This window comes from Bacillus sp. B-jedd, assembly GCF_000821085.1.
GTDB lineage: Bacteria > Bacillota > Bacilli > Bacillales > Cytobacillaceae > Bacillus_D.
On sequence record NZ_CCXR01000001.1, the window covers coordinates 3125164 to 3141095 of the forward strand.

Here is a 15932-nt window from a genome sequence, read left to right on the forward strand (position 1 = left end):
CTCGCCATTTTATATGGCTAGTTTGGGCTTTAGAAAGAGGAAATATAATCTCCTGCCCTATCAAGGCAAAAATAAAAACAGGCTCCCCTAAGGGAACCTGTTTTTTATGGGCAAAACCTAAAATTAGTTTTTGCGAACGTTAGCAGCTTGTGGTCCACGAGCTCCTTGTTCAACGTCGAAAGTTACTTCTTGGCCTTCTTCAAGAGTTTTGAAGCCTTCGCCTTGGATAGCTGAGAAGTGAACGAATACATCGTCTCCACCTTCGCGCTCGATGAATCCGAAACCTTTTTCTGCATTAAACCATTTTACTTTACCGTTTTCCATTTTTGTTGCCTCCTAGTGTGTTTACCACACAATTGTATTACTATTCTTGCTCAAACGTATCCAGGCGATGTCGCTTGTTACCGAACAAAAATAATTCTTGATTAGAATAACATGAATAGAAATAAAAGGCAAGCGAAGGGATAAAAACTAATCATCCTTTATTTTCCACCATTCGACAACCTCACTTTTCTCAATAGAAATGAGCACTAAAACAGCAACAAAATCGCCCGGTTACCCGGATTGATTTTGTTTAATTCTGTCAGTATTTGTTGATTATCTTTTTTCCAAGTTTGCGTTATGTAAGAAGCGATCTACATCCAACCGGGTTGGCATACCGCCCTGGGCTCCGAGTTTGGTGACGGAAAGGGCCGCGGCCGCATTTGCGAAGCGGCAGGCTTCCGCCAAATCGAATCCTTCACTTAGCGCATAGGCAAGGGCTCCATTAAACGTATCCCCAGCACCAGTCGTATCAACTGCCTCGACTTGGAAGGCGGGTATTTCAGCCTGTTCCCTGGAATAAATGCGTACTCCCCTTGATCCCTGTGTAACAATGCACTTTTTCATGAATTTTCCCCTCTTGTGCTCCGCCCAGCCGGAGGAATGGAGCAGCAGCTTATATTCGTGCTCGTTAGGAGTAAGGATATCCACATTCTCCATTAAACCTTCAGGAAGGGGTTGGAAAGGCGCCGGGTTTAGTAATACTTTCACTCCGTGTCTTTTGGCTAATTCTGCAGCCTTTTCGACTGATTCAAGAGGGATTTCTAGTTGAAGCAGGATTATATCGCTGGCCGCGATGACTTCTTCCTGTTTTCCCACAAACTCGGGAGTGACCAGAAAATTAGCGCCAGGTACCACGATAATGCTATTGTCCCCACCTGATAGAGTAATGGTGGCGATTCCGGTTGATGTTCCCGCTCCTTTGTCTATTTGGCCAGTGTGAATTGATTCACTTCCAAGATGGGCTATCAGTTCCCGGCCAAAAGCGTCTTCCCCCACACAGCCGACCATTGTGACGTCCGCGCCAAGCCTCGCAGCAGCGACGGCCTGGTTTGCCCCTTTCCCACCAGGTATCGTATAAAAAGCTTCGCCCAATAATGTTTCGCCCATTTTGGGTACCTGCTCTGTTTTTGTAACCAAGTCCATGTTAATACTGCCTATAACGGTAATTTTCTTTTTTGCCATACGTTCATCCTATCCTTTCATTGATTGGCCTTTACTGAGGGCAGCTTCAAACCGTAAACGGGACGCCGCTAAGTTCTTTACCCTTTCCAGGTCAGAATAAGTCTCGCGGCAATTGAATTCAATTTAAAGATCATCTGGCAAGTCCTCAAACCACCAAATGAAACCGGTTACAGATTGAAACAAAAAAAAGCTTATGCTCGTCTATTATTTAGAAACACTATGTATCTTAAAAATTTGTTCCCTATAATGTAACCCGTTACATCGAATTGTATGCCTTTTCCTATTTATTGTCAATCTTAACGGAAAAATTTTGCTTTTTTCATCAGGAAAGCCTGCCGGGCTCATTAAAATAGGTTACACTAGAAAGTGAGAGTGAAAGATTTGGAAAGATTCTCTATTTCCCTATTTTCACCAACATCGAAAGCGGAGATAAGAATAATGGATAAATTCCAAAAAAACTATTATGATTCAACTTTGTTGTTTATCATATTCCTTTTTATGATCATCAGCTGCATCTCTGTATACAGTTCACAAAAATACTTGCCATACCCAGATAACTTCGCCTTGAAGCAGGCAGTTTGGTTTGTCGCTGGGTTAAGTCTTTCTTCTATTGTTTACTTTTTTGATTTTGAACAGATTAAAAGGATTTCACCATTTGCCTACATTTTCGGCGTATTGGTTTTGGTTGCCCTTTTCCTGGCACCTGAACCGTTTGCGAAGGAAATTAAGGGGGCTAAGGCGTGGTTCCAGATTCCCGGCTTTGGTTCGCTGCAGCCTTCCGAATTTATGAAAGTGTTTCTGATTTTATTCATTGGCCGAATCATCGTAAACCACAATGACGTGCATTTTCGCAGGACAACCGGGACCGATATCCTATTGCTATGTAAAATTGGCCTTGCCGCAGCCTTGCCACTCGCCTTTATTTTGCTGCAGCCTGATGCGGGCACCGCGATGGCTGTCTCTGCTATCATAATCGGGATGATTTTTGTTTCAGGCATCAATTGGCGAATTATCGCGTTAATGGGATTAATCGCGACAGTATTGCTTGGAGGCCTCGTCTTTATCTATATTGAGGCGCCGGAGTTGTTGCTTCTCGTTCTTGATAAATATCAGCTGAACCGGATTGATGCCTGGATTGATCCGTTTAAATACAGGGATGGCATTTCCTATCAGCTTGCAAATTCAATTTTGGCAATCGGTTCCGGCACCATGTATGGAAAAGGCTTCAACGGAGCGCAAGTAATCGTCCCTGAAGCCCACTCAGACTTTATTTTTACTATCATAGGGGAAGAATTCGGCTTTTTCGGGGCCAGCGTTGTTATCTCGCTCTACTTTATCCTGATCTATCGGATCATCGTCATTGCGCTGCGCAACAAGGGACAATACGAAAGCCTGATCGCCACGGGCGTCATTTCTATGCTTACCTTCCATATCTTTGAAAACATCGGCATGGTCATCGGCCTCATGCCGATAACAGGAATCCCTCTGCCACTCTTAAGCTACGGCGGAAGCTCCCTGCTCGGCACACTGCTGTCCCTGACACTTATCCTCAACATTTCCGCCAAAACAAAAAAATACATGTTTGGGGATGATGACTGAGGCATTTCATTTCTAGGTGGGTTTGAAAAATAGTAAAAGGCGCTTCCGGTATAGCTGGAAGCGCCTTTCTTTTGCCTTGATGGCTTACCCTCTTATAGAGGCGGGTGAATCGGGTGAGACGAAAGTGTAGATAACGGCGGGTGGATCGGATGTGCGGAGGCCTGGGACGGCGCCGCTCCTGCTGCAAACAGACCAAGAGTAAAGACAGTGCAAAGTACGACAATTGCTTTTTTCATAATTTTTCCTCCTTTAACTGATCTTATCTAAATAATAGACTGCCTTTTCAAACATTTCCACTTTTATGAAGTGATTTGCTAAAAGTTTGTAAAAATGAGCCAAATCGTCCCTGTGCTCCTTCCCTTCTTCAAGAAGCGGAATGACCTTTGTTTCCAAATGTTCATAGGATTTTGGATCACCCTCTTCAAGCATCAGGTAAAAAGTGCTCAGGAGGAGGTATTTTCTGCTGTCAAGTTGTTCCGCGAGTCCAAACACTTCTTCAAAGCATTTCTTCGCAGCTTTCCTGTCTCCTTCTGAATGCTTTGTCTCACCGATAGCATATAAGGTTACCAGGTAATTTATGTCTTTAAATTTTTGCATAACTAAACTTTTTTCAAAAAAATGTACAGCCTCGTCGGGCATATTCATCTTTCTTTGAAGGAATCCCATATTATGATAGATTTGCGGAAGCAGCGCTGTTTCATTCAGCAGCTCCGCATTTCTGATCAAATGTTCAAAGCATGAGGAAGCCTCTTCATAAATCTTAGAATGGGTATAATTGATGCCAAGCAGCATAAGGGTATGGAGGATTCTTTTGAAATTATGCTGCTCCATGAAATGCTGGAGTGCTTTTTTGCCAAAATGAATAACATGACCAGGCTGGAGCATATGACTCTTAGCAAATGCACGATGATAAAGGAACTCCCCATTATTGATCCCGACGGCATATTCCGCGTCAAGCTTTTCAAGGATCAAATCGGCTTGATGATATCTCGCCTGCCTCATTAGATGGATACTCGTAAAGTAATCGAATAAATTCCTTTCTTGCCGCGAGAAATTTTTAAGATGCTTTCTCAGCAGTTCCTGCTGTACTTCGGCAGCTGGGTCCTCCCCTTTAAAGAGCATGTATCTGTATTTATACAATTCATATGTATAAATATGGGATGTGAAAGGGATCAAACCTCCCAGCTCCTTAAGTCTTTCGAAAATGCGGTCGGCTTCAACTTTGATTTGGAAAGTCATTTTGTCATCAAAGTCATCGAGAAGGGATTTTATCTCCTTATCTTTACCTGCCACATCTTCAATTTTGACTCCGAGCCTCTCGAGCAGCAGGGCAATCGTTTCTTTGTTTCCTTCTTTCGAGTTATGTTCAATCTTGCTTAAATGCGGGATTGAGCATATCCCTTCCGCTAGCTCCTTCTGTGTCATCCCCCTTTGCGTCCTATAATATTTTATTAAGGGCCCAAACTCCATACAGCGTCACCAACCGTTTTCTATACTCTATCATTTATTATAAAAAAAAGAACAACTTTATTCAAAATTATTCGACTTTTGCCGAAAAATGGGAAGAAACGCCCAAAACCACCCGGTTCAAATAACCGGATGGCCTGGGAACTACTTGATTATTTTACCCTTGGGAAACCGAATCCAGATGCATAGTCATCGCCTGTGCCCGCACCCGTTCCGCCTTTAATGTCATACAATTTAGCACGGTTCTGAAGGTCCGAGCGCAGCTGTACATTGCTGAGCGATTTATTGGAAGACCAGATCTTCGCCGCAAGACCCGCGACGTGCGGAGTCGCCATGGATGTTCCGCTCATAGTCGTGTAGCCGCCGCTCGAGGAAGTAGAGTAAATTGAACCTCCCGGAGCAGACACTTCAATGTCACGTTCCTGGATGACATAGTCCCCTGCAGTTGCAGGATTCCCTCTGGAAGAGAAATCCGATACCTTATATGTGCCATTGACAATCGTATTATCAAGGGATGCGACAGCAACCGCATTGACTAAAGCGCCCGGATATCCGATTGTATTTGAGCTTGGGCCGCTATTGCCTGCTGCGGCAACTACTAGCGTTCCCTTTCCATACGCATAGTCTACAGCACTTGCAATCAATGAATCTTTTGAACTTGAACCCAAAGACATAGAAATGACTGTTTTAACACCCAAACGGCTTGCTTCATCTGCGGCATGGCGAATCGCCGCCGCGATGTCATCGGAATAACCCGAACCTCGGTCATTCAGAACTTTATAAGCCCATAATTCTGCCTGGGGAGCTACTCCGTAAATTCCAAGTCCATCAGATCCGCCATTCGCAAGAACCGTCCCGGCAACATGGGTGCCGTGGCCGTTTTTATCGTTACACACGCCGTTCACAAGTGAAGAAGTTCGCTGTGTGAAGTCCTTGCATTGCTCGACATTGTCCCTAAGGTCAATGTGGCTCGTATATGCACCTGTGTCGAGGACTGCAACTTTGATGCCATCCCCTCCGGACGTTTTAGTAATCGTTGAATCATTATAAATAGCTTTGATGCCCCAAGGAACCTGTTGGGACGGAACTGCCTGCGTCGATGGTCCTGGCTTTGCTGCAGCCCTGCTGTCAAGCTGGACTTCATCAACTAGTTCTACCTTCAAATTTTTGTTTTTCTGCAATGCTTTATACTGACTTTCATTGACTGTAGTAGTAAAGCCTTTTGTGCCAAAGTCCCAACGGGTACCATAATTCCCCTTTGCCTTTGACTTTTCGGCGCTTGGTCCCTGGATTAATACCCGGTAGGAATCCTTCGATGCCTGCTCCGGCGCCTGGCCGAATGCCGCTGATGCAAAAACAGAAACCCCCAATGCGACGCTCATTAACGCTGATCCAAATTTGGTTCTTTTCTTCATTTGCTATCTCCTCTCGAGTATAAAATCAGCAGCACCCTGGCTGCGTGCTCTAAGTATATTTTAAATTTTCTGATAAACGCAATGAAATTCAGTCCGGATTCTATTGGGAAATTCAGCAGCCCTCTTAAAAGAAAAAATGAAATGAAAATTGGGAAAGTCCATCAATTATTCACTCCTTCTGCACAGAAATTGCATACCTATGGTCTATTCTTGATGAGTGAAGCAGAAGGACCGTTCAACTGCTTCATTATAGATTGGAACCTGTTATAAACTGAGGAGGAAGAATATGAATAAAATTGGTGTAACCGTTCTTGGCACAGCATTATTTTTAGGGATTGGGGCTGCGGGGGTATTCGCGGATGGCCCATTGTCAGGAAAAGACTTGATTAATTTTGGTAAAATGAAGCCTTTTATGCAAAAAATGCATCCCGACATGAATGAACAGCAGCTCTTCGACATGTATAAAAGCTGCCATGGAACTGGAGGTGCTGAGCCTTCTAAGAACTTTAATATGTCTACGAACCATGAGAATTTAAACTCTTTCTAAGTTGGGAAATTACATCAAAAAATTCAAAAAACTGGTGTGTACGGGCAGATTTCCGGCCCATCACCCCAGTTTTTTATTCGTCGCCAAGAATATTTTTCCACTTATCTTTTTTCAAATTTTAATAAATCGATGGATTGTTAAAAATTTTGTTCATCTGAAAAAATTTTGTAAACCAGTTTCCCCATTCATTTCCCCGCATTATCTTTGTGCCATTTCAATGCCCTCTGTTCCATTTCGCTGACAAAATCCTTTTTTGCGGGGCTGTATTCGCTTGTTGTCAGGTATCGCCCGGCGAGCTCATCCTTGAAGTTGCTGTATCTCTCCGCTTCTTCCGATTGCACCCTAAGGTAGTCACGGAAAATCAGATGTCTGGCTATTTGAGGATTCCCTTGCTCGTAAAAATGGATGTGATGCGTCCGGTAATTCCCACCCTTACGGAAGAGGCGCCTGCCCTGGATTCCCCATTCTCCCGCGGCATCGTATCCGAACGAGATCATTTCCTCGTTAAAATGGTCAACCTGGCCAATCTCCTTCACAATCGCCATCATGTCGATGACAGGTTTTGCTTTCATCCCTTTTACGGAAGTACTGCCAAAATGTTCAATCGTAATAATCAAATTACCGAAAACCTTTTTGAGAAAATGGGCCTCCTCCTGGAACATGGCTGCCCATTCCTCATTGTACTCTGATAGCCGCACATCCATCGCGTTTCCCCCTTATAAAACAACCAAATGTTTTTCCAGCCAATTCTACTCATTCAAGACTATATTATCAAAGATTCATTTTCTGCTTCCATTGAATTCCTTTTTTGGCTACGATGTTGAGGAAGCCCATTGTAAATGATCCATTTTGTTTTTTTGCAAAATTGAAGCCTTTCCCAGCCGGCTTTCGTCAAAAGGGAAACAGAAGCACTTAAGGGGTGAAGAAATGCTGGCTGATTCAGCTGAAAGAAGAATTAAATTGGCAAACAGCAACGAGGCGAAGCTTGAAGAAATCATGGAATCCTACGGGGGCCAAGTTAAGCGCCTGATTTATTCATATGTAAAGGATTGGGGTATAGCAGGGGATCTCACACAGGAAGTTTTCGTGTCCGTCTACATGAAACTTGAAGATTTCGAGGGCCGGTCCTCCTATAAAACATGGGTTTATGCCATTGCCATCAATCGCTCGAAGGATTACTTGAAAAGCTGGCATTACCGCCATACTGCGGTAGCCGAGAAAATATTCCACTTTATGAAGGACACGAAAAAAACTCCCGAAGAAGCCGCTTTGGCCAATGCCGTCAATCAGCAGCTTTTGCAAGCAGTCTGGGCGCTTCCCCTTAAATACCGAGAAGTCATCCTGCTTCATTACTACCAGGACCTGTCCGTATCGGAAATCAGTACGGCACTCGGCATTCCGCTGGCGACAGTCAAAACCCGGCTTTTGCGGGCAAAAGAAAAGGTAAGAAATGCTTACATCCCAATCGAAAGAGGTGGCCAATGTGAATCAATTTAATGAGGAGCTAAGAAACACCCTGCTCGGCAGTCTGCCGGAGGAAGCCATTTTATCTGATCAGGAAAAGCAGCAAATCCGAAACCGTATCAAGGAACTTAAAGAGAAGGGATCACGGAAACAGCGGATTGATTTTTTTCCAAAAGCGTTGACTGCCATTGCCGCCGCGGCTTTTTTACTTGCAGCTGGAGGGCTTGCCGGAACAAAGCTGGGTTTATTGGAAAGCGGGACAGGGAATCCGGGTTTCCAAAGCAACTTGTCATTTTATGAAGGCTTTGAAAAAGGGGCTTACGTAAAGGGATGGGAAATGGTTGAAAAAGGGCCCGTTCAAGCGGAGAACGGAAGCGAGGATAAGTGGATTGCTGCATCTTTCAAAGGTAAAACATCCCTGACCGGAACACTTGTCTACAACGGCCCTGAAATGGGGGAGAAAGCAAACCAAATTTTCTTTCTTCCAGACAAGGAAGCCGTTGCCTACCTTCCGACTGAAAAGAGCCGCCTCGATGAGCTGACTTTTAATAAGGAAGACCAAAAGCTGGTTGCTGAAGTCTTTGGCCTCGCGCCGGGCTCTAGGGAAGACGGGGTGCAAATTGAGATAACAGGTTATACGGCTTACACCAGTGCGGATACTGAACTTCCAGATATAATTAAATTTGGGAAGTCGATTGGGCCCGTAGAACCGAAAATTACCTATGAGGAAAAACAGGTCACTCTCGACGGGAAAGGAACCCTTGCTCTTAGCGAACCGCTGATGCAGGCTTACAAAGACTTTGCCAGGACCCACAACAATCAGTATCTCGAAACACTAGATCCATTCTCGGTATTCCTGCTCCATTTTTATTCGGAAGAAATAAAAGATTTCCGGACTCAATACTACCTTTATAATGACAATCCGGATGTCGAAAAAGTTTTCACAAGTGCTGATGAGTTGATCAAGGATTCAAAGAAACCGGATAACATGGCTGGCAGAAACGAATTGCTGGAAAAAGTCAAAGGTAACCAATCCCTTAAAATCTCGTTAATTGGTAATGATGAAGCTGTCGTGACCATCTCTGAAAGTGAAGGCTTAGGATTCAGGATTGTCAGAAACCATGAAGGAATCTGGAAAATCTCCTGGATGCCGATCCAATAAAAGAAAACGCCGCTCAAGGCTAACTGCTTTGGGGCGGCGTTTTTTTATCTTCGGACAGGTAATTGGCTTTTCGCGTGGATGTTGTCCGAACCCGGGGCATCTTCGGACAGGTCTATGGCTTTTCCTCAGGGGATTGTCCGAAGTATCTAATGCCAGCAAGAATTCTACTCTTCTTTCTTCATTACAGTTTCGCTTTTCACCATTTCAACTTCTTCCTCGACTGTAATCCGGGTAATTTGGTCCTGAAGTAAGTGGAATGCTTCGTCCAGCCCTTTTCTCGATGGCAAATTTTCGTTTTCCTTCAATACGTCCGCCTCCTTTTTTCTTACTTTTTCCTAATAGCACCGGATAAAACACTTTACATTGCAAAAAATAAGCGGGAAAGGATGATGAAGATGAAGAAGCACGAAAATTCAATTGCCGGCCGAACTTATGACTCCTCTGATTATAAAGGAAACGATCAGATTTCAAGCGGCCTGGCAGAAACACATGAACAAGTAAGCGATGCCTATATGGAAGGCGAAATAGGCGGAAAAATCGAGCATCCGGACGGAACGAATGAGGATTTACCGCGGTAAAAGCAATAAGCATCCCCTTGTAATGAACGGCACCCCTATTGTAGACACCGCTCACAATTGGAAGTGCAGTTCAGTAACGGGGGATGCTTTTTCTGTAGGCTGGGCATTATCGAAGAATGCTTTTAATCGTATTTGAACCAGCAAAATTGCAGGAATTTCAAGGTGCTTTATTATATCCGTCCATGATTGTTTGAAGCTCCCCCATTTGCCCTCTCACTTGACCCCATGTAAAATCTCCGTGCTCAATCGCTCGCTTCATGTTATTGGCCAGCCCCAAAAATTCATTCACCAACTGGATATAGTAAGAATTTTTAGGAGTACTTTTATCGAGCTTGGGAATCACCTTGTCGCGAGCCATTTCAAAATTCACCTTAACTTTCGGGTAAAGTTCCGACATAGCCTTCTTCGCTTCGACTGAGTCAACATCTATTTCCTGATCCTGAATTTTCGTCGCAAGGTCCATCATCTCAAAAGCAAGATTACTTATTTCCTGATAACTCAGATCACGAAGCTCTTCTGGTTTCTTTTCAAGCTCCCCTTCAGCAATCTTCTCGTTTTGATTCCCCGCAACACCTTTTTCGACCTGTTCATTCCCTTTGCTGTGATCTGAACAGCCTATAAGTAGGAGCAAAATACAAATGAGTATAAGAATCTTCTGCATGTAACCCCTCCCCCATCGGTTTACACTATAATACCAGAATAATCCAGATCAAAAAATACAAAGAACCATAGAAACTTTACAACTGGTTATCATGTTGTAATTTTTTCAAAATAAAAAACGGGCAAGCCTGCCCGCTCTTACTCTTTTCCGCCTGGATGACGGTCCTGCAGCCCATCGGCCGGATCATCATCGACATATGGATCGTGTTCAAACGCCGGCAGGTCGCCAAAAGCGGTCATCGTTCCTGCTTCGTCCAGCTCCTGTTCATACTTCCGGTGCTGGCCATTCGGATAGACTGTTACATTATTGCCGTACATGTCTACAGCGGCGAAATTTTCATAATCCTCTACATAACCTACCGGGTCTTCACTCTCAATATAGTCATCATTGTAATGGTCCTTTTCATCAGTAAATGCGAAATCCGACGGTGTTTCGGATGTGCCGAAGGAAGCCACCTCCTGCCAAGAATCCTCCGCATCATAGGAAACACTTTCGTCCTTATCATCCTTATCAAACTTTCCGAACGGAGGCATCAGGACGCCCTCCTCGACAGGACGGGAATGCGAGGTTACCTGGTCCGGGCTGTGCTCCTTGCAATACGTTGTATTCGGGAGCGCCTCGAGCCTTTTATAAGGAATGTCCTTACCACATACCTGGCACTTGCCATAATTCCCATGCTCCATTGCTTCCAAAGCTCTGTTTATCGCATCAAGCTGATTGTTTGAATGTTCATTCAGCGCCATGTCTTTTTCGCGTTCATAAAGTTCGGTTGCCTCATCGGCAGGATGATTGTCTATACTCGACAGCTCACCCATTGACTCATGGGCATGCCCGCGTTGCAGACCGTATTCATCATTTTGCTCAAGCTGGCCCTCCACCGTGGCCTTTTCCTCGAGAAGCCTCGCCCGGAGTTCCTCCAATTGGGATGAAGTTAACATAAATATGCCCCTTTCCTGTTCATCCGCAGCCAGGCGGCGCGGCATTTCTTTACTATAGTTTCAAGTAAAGGCCCGGTTATTATGCAAACAGGATACAGCCGAACCAACCATTCCGCTGGATTTCTGCAAAAATGGCCAATGCCCACGGTTCCAGAATAAGTCTTCATCACTGCCGCACACTAATAGCAGGAGGTCGATAGCATGCCAAACCAGGATAAGCAAAAATTCCACGAAATACAGGAAAAGCATCAGGGCGAATATATAGGAACAGACAGGAACCAGCCAAAAGGGAAAAATTCAACCGTTAACGGCCAGGGAAACACCAATCAATCACCAGGCACAACCGGGAGAAATAGGTAACCCCAACCCTTTTATATCGGGAAAGCAGACCGATATAACGGCCAAACGCTGTCCCAAGCGATACAGTTGGGGACAGCGTTTACTTTTATTGCTATCAAAAAGCAGCCAGTGCCATAACCCCCTGCCAGCCGAAATACACGCCAAAGCCGATGAGCGACAAGCCGGATAAAACTGAAATCGCGGTGAGAAGTGTTGACGTAAGGAAACGTTTTGCCCCTGTTGCCATGGCAGCCATCGTAATATCCCAAATGAGCAGACCGCTGAAAATAGCCAAACTGTAAAGAACAAGTTCACCTCGCCCGGAAGTCGAGGCTGTTTTTGCCAATACCGACCCGTATATCCCCAGCCAGAACAATATTGTCAAAGGGTTCGACAACGACATAAAAAAGCCGGACATGAACGATTTAAACAAAGGTTCCTTTTTGCGGTTACTCCCAATTTCAAGGTCCCTGATGTTTATCAGACTTTCGATGCCGCTATAAAGCAAAACAAATGCCCCGAACAGCCACAGAAAAGTTTGGACGATGGGCGCATCAAGGAACCTAACGACCCCCGCATAAACAATCAACATATAAATCCCATCAGCGGCAGCCGCTCCGACGCCGGTCAAATAAGAATGCCAGAAACCATAGCGGATTCCCCTGTCCATCTGGGCCGCGTTTATTGGCCCGATTGGCGCGGCAAGCGACAATCCCAGCAAAACGTAACCTAAATAAACAGCCATCCCAATCCACCCCTCGCCTGAAAAAGCTCGTCTACAAAGCTTATTCACGAGGCGGGGCTTGTACGACTGTTTTTTAATATTTGCTGGGCCCAGGCTCGTTTGCCCAACTGTAATTTCTCCCTACTTAATCTCCCGGAACACAAACTTCTTTTGGCCAATATAATTGCTGATCGTGTAAAACAAACCGCCTAAAAGGACAGCCGCTTCATCTGTCCATTCTTTTGGCAAAATTGTTCCCAGGCCAAATTCGACTATTCGGGCACTAAGCCAATATGAAAGGAAATAGCAGCAAAGGATAACTACAAGAAACCGTGGCACACCTTTGGAAAACCGGACTTTGCTTTTGAAAGTGAAGGCTCTGTTTAAAAAATAACTTATGGCGGCTCCAACAGCATTCCCGATGAAAGTAGACAGCCAATACGAAAAGCCAACGGCATTCAAAAGCATTAACATGATAAAAAGGCCGGCAATCGTGTTAATAGCGCCGACCAAGGCAAAACGAAAAAACGGATGGGTTCGATTAAGTGTATTTGCGGGAATCAATGCGATAACGCTCCATTCCATGTACAGCTTCTTGTTTCAGATTCATGGGCATATTAAACAGGTCAATATCCACAATGAATTTAGGACGCTGCTTCGATTCCTTGTAGATTTTGCCAATATACTCGCCAATCAGGCCGATAGCCGACAGCTGCAGGCCCCCAATGAGCCAAATGGAGATGATCAGCGAGGTCCAGCCTGTCTGTGTATTGCCAAAAAGCTTAAGTAATAGAAAGTATACCCCTGAAAGGATGCTGAGGATGGAAGAAGCAATACCCACGATCAGAACGAGTCTGATTGGAGTAACCGAAAACGAAGTAATTCCATCAAAGGCAAATGCAAGCATTTTCCGCAGTGGGTACTTTGACTCGCCTGCCTCCCGCTCACATCTGTCATAATAAACTTCGGCAGACTTGAAGCCAATCAGCGGCACAACTCCCCTCAGGAACATATTGGCCTCCCTGAATCTTTCTAGCTCGGTAACAGCCCGCTTGCCAAGCAGCCTGAAATCGGCATGGTTATAAACGAGGCTTACGCCCATTTTTGCCATCAGCCTATAGAAACCCTGCGCTGTGCTTCGTTTGAACCATGTATCTTTTGAACGGCTCTTTCGTACGCCATAGACAACTTCGCAGCCTTCATTATATTTCAGGATAAATTCCGGAATGGCGGAAATGTCATCCTGCAGGTCGGCATCGATTGAAACGATACAATCAGATACATTCCGGGCGGTGAAGATACCGGCTAGCAAAGCATTCTGATGCCCCGCATTTGCTGCAAGCTTCAGCCCCTTTACATGTTCATTATGAAGTGATTCCTTATAGATAAGCTCCCACGTGCGGTCCCTGCTTCCGTCATCGATGAATAGAATCCTGCTCTTTGATGAAACAAGCTGGCTGCTAATCATTTCCTCAAGCATGCCATGCAGTCTTGGCATCGTAATCGGCAGCACTTCTTCTTCGTTATAGCAGGGGACGACTATTGTCAGGACAGGCTCTGTCATAATTCACTACCTCCGTTGCACCTGAATTTACCGCTATAAAGCTTTGTAAAGATAAATTTTCCAGGCTGAATCTTTTGATACGAAAGTCCGTTCAAGCAAAAGGCCATTATCGGCGGCATTTCTGATGGGCAAGGCCGAAAAGATGTATTCGCCGCCCATCTTTTTAAACTGGGCTGTGTTCAATTCCAGGTGTTTCAGTGACCGCTTGCTGTCTTTTTTAACCATATATCTTTTGCCAAGTTCGCTCGTAAAAATATAGCAGCGGCCCCCCCACGTATCGAAGTACTCCTTAATCGTGCTGTTCTTGTCCAGTTCTTTTTCAATGATTTTCCGAAACTCGTATTTGTATGTTAATGGGTAGAAATTATTGTATGTATCGAGTGTGTAAAAACCATTGTACTGGGCGATGGCGGGGTGGATTCCGATGCTTGCAACCCTGTAATCCTCTTTCGGCCTTCCGATAAACTCGGCAATAGTGGCGAACTGCTCTTCCGCGTAAAACTCCCTGACTGTCGGTTTATCGCGGTAAACAATTTCATCATTGGCTAAAAACAAAACAGCCAGCTGGCCCGCTATGAGAATAACAGCGGTCCTTTTCCACGCGGTCCCCGACTCGGCCATAATTTTCAGAGCAATGGCAAACCAAGTATAAATAACCAACGGCCGGAGAAAGTGGAAGCGCGCAAAGTTGAATGTATCAAGAAAATGAAAACGCTCCGTCAACGGAAGCCAGCCTTTGTAAAACCAGAAAGCATACCATACCGACAACGCGGCGTTCAGCACAAACAATCCCAGAAAAAGCTTTTCCTTCCGCCAAATCTTCCTTTCGGCCACGATGAGAAGCGCAATAAACGCGGCAGCCGTAATAAACAGGCCGTGAACCGTCATGACATGCGTATGGCCCAGGAAAAAATTCCTTACCGCCAGCCAAGCTGACTCCAGGAACGTCAGCCGCGCATGGAAATACTCATCTCGGCTGTTTGGTTCATGGTCGAACAAAAACGAATAGACCAGCCTGTATTCCACAATCAAATACATGGCAGTCATCAAAACAATACCGAGTAAAAAGCGAAGGTTCCAGCTTTTCTTCCGTATGGCATCTGCCAGCCAAAAAAGGCCCGCCGCCACAATAAAAAAGAAGAAACCTAAAACGAAGCTTGAATAGAAGGGAAGAAGAATGAGGACCAGCCAATTCACCATCCGCTTTTCTCCCATTCTTATATTCAACAAAGCCCAAGCTGCAAGCGGCATGCCTAAAGTACTCAGCATACCTGACGGCCAGAAAGGCGTCAGTGCGAAAGCTACCGCGGCAAATGTAATTATCCAATTTAAGCCTGATTCCTTGATGACATGCTTTTTAAGCAGAAGGTACATGCCAATGAATGCAACAATCCTGGTAATTGCCAGGCTAACCGTATAGGCCGCCATAGGCGGCAGAAGGGCATGCAGCCAAACAATCCCGCTCAGTTCGGGTCCGAATGCATTCCGCGACAGCTCCCCGTTTATTATTTGCGGGATGGCGGCATTGACCGGACCGAATATTTCCCCGCTTTCCGCGAGTACTTTATACCAGGCGATATTGGAATCGAGATTATCGTGGACTCTGATATGGGCATTTTCTCCAAGTAAGATAAGCGGAGACAAATAGACTGCCAGCAGGAAAAAGGCGATCCCAATCTGATATCTTTCCTGTTTTCCAGCGCCAATTCCCGCCATTCTCTCCCCGCCTTTCCCTCAATTGATCATCCTGTATGCAAATGAATTTCCACCTAATACGTTTGCCCCTGTCATAGTATCTCTTCAAAAGTTGAATTTTATTCCTTTTTTGCTGCTCATAGAGTATTGATGCGTTTCAACAAAATTATGCAAAAAGATAGAAAATTCGATATTTTTTTGTTGCAAAAAGAATTCATTTTATCTATATTTACGTTAAATACTATATTTATATATCTTATATTGAATCTCCAA

General features: G+C 44.8%; 18 protein-coding genes. 6 read left to right on the plus strand and 12 right to left on the minus strand.

The window, feature by feature from the left end:
* Positions 1 to 123: 123 nt before the first annotated feature.
* Together BN1002_RS15665 and rbsK are read right to left on the minus strand one after the other, a co-directional pair.
* Positions 124 to 324 carry a cold-shock protein gene (locus BN1002_RS15665; protein ID WP_043932249.1) on the minus strand — a complete coding sequence of 67 codons (201 nt, stop codon included), beginning with the start codon at positions 322 to 324 and terminating at the stop codon, positions 124 to 126.
* Positions 325 to 597: 273 nt separating this feature from the next.
* Positions 598 to 1506, minus strand: coding sequence for a ribokinase (gene rbsK, locus BN1002_RS15670; protein ID WP_048826317.1), 909 nt, complete (start codon positions 1504 to 1506; stop codon positions 598 to 600).
* A 438-nt stretch (positions 1507 to 1944) separates the two neighbouring features.
* On the opposite strand from rbsK, the gene BN1002_RS15675 reads away from it, so the two are divergent.
* Positions 1945 to 3105: an FtsW/RodA/SpoVE family cell cycle protein gene (locus BN1002_RS15675; RefSeq protein ID WP_048826319.1), complete on the plus strand. Its 1161-nt coding sequence runs from the start codon at positions 1945 to 1947 to the stop codon at positions 3103 to 3105.
* A 249-nt stretch (positions 3106 to 3354) separates the two neighbouring features.
* Here the strand turns inward: BN1002_RS15675 and BN1002_RS15680 are convergent, their stop codons facing one another.
* A complete protein-coding gene (locus tag BN1002_RS15680; protein ID WP_082036256.1) occupies positions 3355 to 4575 on the minus strand; it encodes a helix-turn-helix domain-containing protein in 1221 nt (406 codons plus the stop codon).
* A gap of 149 nt (positions 4576 to 4724) precedes the next feature.
* Positions 4725 to 5987, minus strand: coding sequence for a S8 family peptidase (locus tag BN1002_RS15685; protein WP_048826323.1), 1263 nt, complete (start codon positions 5985 to 5987; stop codon positions 4725 to 4727).
* Between the two features lie 286 nt (positions 5988 to 6273).
* On the opposite strand from BN1002_RS15685, the gene BN1002_RS15690 reads away from it, so the two are divergent.
* Positions 6274 to 6534: a hypothetical protein gene (locus BN1002_RS15690; RefSeq protein ID WP_048826325.1), complete on the plus strand. Its 261-nt coding sequence runs from the start codon at positions 6274 to 6276 to the stop codon at positions 6532 to 6534.
* Positions 6535 to 6719: 185 nt separating this feature from the next.
* Here the strand turns inward: BN1002_RS15690 and BN1002_RS15695 are convergent, their stop codons facing one another.
* A complete protein-coding gene (locus BN1002_RS15695) occupies positions 6720 to 7238 on the minus strand; it encodes a GrpB family protein (protein ID WP_048826327.1) in 519 nt (172 codons plus the stop codon).
* A gap of 223 nt (positions 7239 to 7461) precedes the next feature.
* On the opposite strand from BN1002_RS15695, the gene BN1002_RS15700 reads away from it, so the two are divergent.
* Positions 7462 to 8031 carry a sigma-70 family RNA polymerase sigma factor gene (locus BN1002_RS15700; protein WP_048827989.1) on the plus strand — a complete coding sequence of 190 codons (570 nt, stop codon included), beginning with the start codon at positions 7462 to 7464 and terminating at the stop codon, positions 8029 to 8031.
* The gene (locus BN1002_RS15705; RefSeq protein WP_048826329.1) at positions 8018 to 9160 is read left to right on the plus strand and encodes a hypothetical protein; all 1143 of its coding nucleotides are present in this window, start codon (positions 8018 to 8020) and stop codon (positions 9158 to 9160) included. Before BN1002_RS15700 ends, BN1002_RS15705 begins: the two co-directional genes overlap by 14 nt.
* 164 nt (positions 9161 to 9324) lie before the next feature.
* On the opposite strand, the gene BN1002_RS23815 is transcribed toward BN1002_RS15705, so the two are convergent.
* Positions 9325 to 9465, minus strand: coding sequence for a hypothetical protein (locus BN1002_RS23815; protein ID WP_156129722.1), 141 nt, complete (start codon positions 9463 to 9465; stop codon positions 9325 to 9327).
* 90 nt (positions 9466 to 9555) lie between these two features.
* On the opposite strand from BN1002_RS23815, the gene BN1002_RS15710 reads away from it, so the two are divergent.
* Positions 9556 to 9738, plus strand: coding sequence for a YozQ family protein (locus tag BN1002_RS15710; protein WP_331386378.1), 183 nt, complete (start codon positions 9556 to 9558; stop codon positions 9736 to 9738).
* Between the two features lie 157 nt (positions 9739 to 9895).
* Here the strand turns inward: BN1002_RS15710 and BN1002_RS15715 are convergent, their stop codons facing one another.
* Together BN1002_RS15715 and BN1002_RS15720 are read right to left on the minus strand one after the other, a co-directional pair.
* Entirely contained in the window at positions 9896 to 10399 is a 504-nt protein-coding gene (locus tag BN1002_RS15715; protein WP_048826333.1) for a hypothetical protein, read from the minus strand.
* Positions 10400 to 10536: 137 nt separating this feature from the next.
* On the minus strand, positions 10537 to 11337 hold the full coding sequence (locus tag BN1002_RS15720; protein WP_048826335.1) for a TraR/DksA C4-type zinc finger protein: 801 nt from the start codon (positions 11335 to 11337) through the stop codon (positions 10537 to 10539).
* Positions 11338 to 11538: 201 nt separating this feature from the next.
* Between BN1002_RS15720 and BN1002_RS23820 the strand changes: the two genes are divergently transcribed.
* Positions 11539 to 11697 carry a hypothetical protein gene (locus BN1002_RS23820; RefSeq protein ID WP_156129723.1) on the plus strand — a complete coding sequence of 53 codons (159 nt, stop codon included), beginning with the start codon at positions 11539 to 11541 and terminating at the stop codon, positions 11695 to 11697.
* A 94-nt stretch (positions 11698 to 11791) separates the two neighbouring features.
* Here the strand turns inward: BN1002_RS23820 and BN1002_RS15725 are convergent, their stop codons facing one another.
* The 4 genes from BN1002_RS15725 to BN1002_RS15740 form a co-directional block, all read right to left on the minus strand.
* Positions 11792 to 12421, minus strand: a complete 630-nt coding sequence (locus BN1002_RS15725) for a LysE family transporter (protein ID WP_197072804.1) — start codon at positions 12419 to 12421, stop codon at positions 11792 to 11794.
* Between the two features lie 120 nt (positions 12422 to 12541).
* Positions 12542 to 12985, minus strand: a complete 444-nt coding sequence (locus BN1002_RS15730; protein ID WP_048826337.1) for a GtrA family protein — start codon at positions 12983 to 12985, stop codon at positions 12542 to 12544.
* Positions 12942 to 13964, minus strand: coding sequence for a glycosyltransferase family 2 protein (locus tag BN1002_RS15735; RefSeq protein WP_048826339.1), 1023 nt, complete (start codon positions 13962 to 13964; stop codon positions 12942 to 12944). Before BN1002_RS15735 ends, BN1002_RS15730 begins: the two co-directional genes overlap by 44 nt.
* A gap of 33 nt (positions 13965 to 13997) precedes the next feature.
* Positions 13998 to 15680 (minus strand): DUF6044 family protein, encoded by a 1683-nt coding sequence (locus BN1002_RS15740; protein ID WP_048826340.1) that lies wholly within the window; start codon positions 15678 to 15680, stop codon positions 13998 to 14000.
* Positions 15681 to 15932: the final 252 nt, after the last annotated feature.

Bases quoted from the DNA above. Each gene is read 5' to 3' on its own strand.
- BN1002_RS15665 (WP_043932249.1), bottom strand. From the start codon at position 324: ATGGAAAACGGTAAAGTAAAATGGTTTAATGCAGAAAAAGGTTTCGGA.
- rbsK (WP_048826317.1), bottom strand. From the start codon at position 1,506: ATGGCAAAAAAGAAAATTACCGTTATAGGCAGTATTAACATGGACTTG.
- BN1002_RS15675 (WP_048826319.1), top strand. From the start codon at position 1,945: ATGGATAAATTCCAAAAAAACTATTATGATTCAACTTTGTTGTTTATC.
- BN1002_RS15680 (WP_082036256.1), bottom strand. From the start codon at position 4,575: ATGGAGTTTGGGCCCTTAATAAAATATTATAGGACGCAAAGGGGGATG.
- BN1002_RS15685 (WP_048826323.1), bottom strand. From the start codon at position 5,987: ATGAAGAAAAGAACCAAATTTGGATCAGCGTTAATGAGCGTCGCATTG.
- BN1002_RS15690 (WP_048826325.1), top strand. From the start codon at position 6,274: ATGAATAAAATTGGTGTAACCGTTCTTGGCACAGCATTATTTTTAGGG.
- BN1002_RS15695 (WP_048826327.1), bottom strand. From the start codon at position 7,238: ATGGATGTGCGGCTATCAGAGTACAATGAGGAATGGGCAGCCATGTTC.
- BN1002_RS15700 (WP_048827989.1), top strand. From the start codon at position 7,462: ATGCTGGCTGATTCAGCTGAAAGAAGAATTAAATTGGCAAACAGCAAC.
- BN1002_RS15710 (WP_331386378.1), top strand. From the start codon at position 9,556: ATGAAGAAGCACGAAAATTCAATTGCCGGCCGAACTTATGACTCCTCT.
- BN1002_RS15715 (WP_048826333.1), bottom strand. From the start codon at position 10,399: ATGCAGAAGATTCTTATACTCATTTGTATTTTGCTCCTACTTATAGGC.
- BN1002_RS15720 (WP_048826335.1), bottom strand. From the start codon at position 11,337: ATGTTAACTTCATCCCAATTGGAGGAACTCCGGGCGAGGCTTCTCGAG.
- BN1002_RS23820 (WP_156129723.1), top strand. From the start codon at position 11,539: ATGCCAAACCAGGATAAGCAAAAATTCCACGAAATACAGGAAAAGCAT.
- BN1002_RS15725 (WP_197072804.1), bottom strand. From the start codon at position 12,421: ATGGCTGTTTATTTAGGTTACGTTTTGCTGGGATTGTCGCTTGCCGCG.
- BN1002_RS15730 (WP_048826337.1), bottom strand. From the start codon at position 12,985: ATGGAATGGAGCGTTATCGCATTGATTCCCGCAAATACACTTAATCGA.
- BN1002_RS15735 (WP_048826339.1), bottom strand. From the start codon at position 13,964: ATGACAGAGCCTGTCCTGACAATAGTCGTCCCCTGCTATAACGAAGAA.
- BN1002_RS15740 (WP_048826340.1), bottom strand. From the start codon at position 15,680: ATGGCGGGAATTGGCGCTGGAAAACAGGAAAGATATCAGATTGGGATC.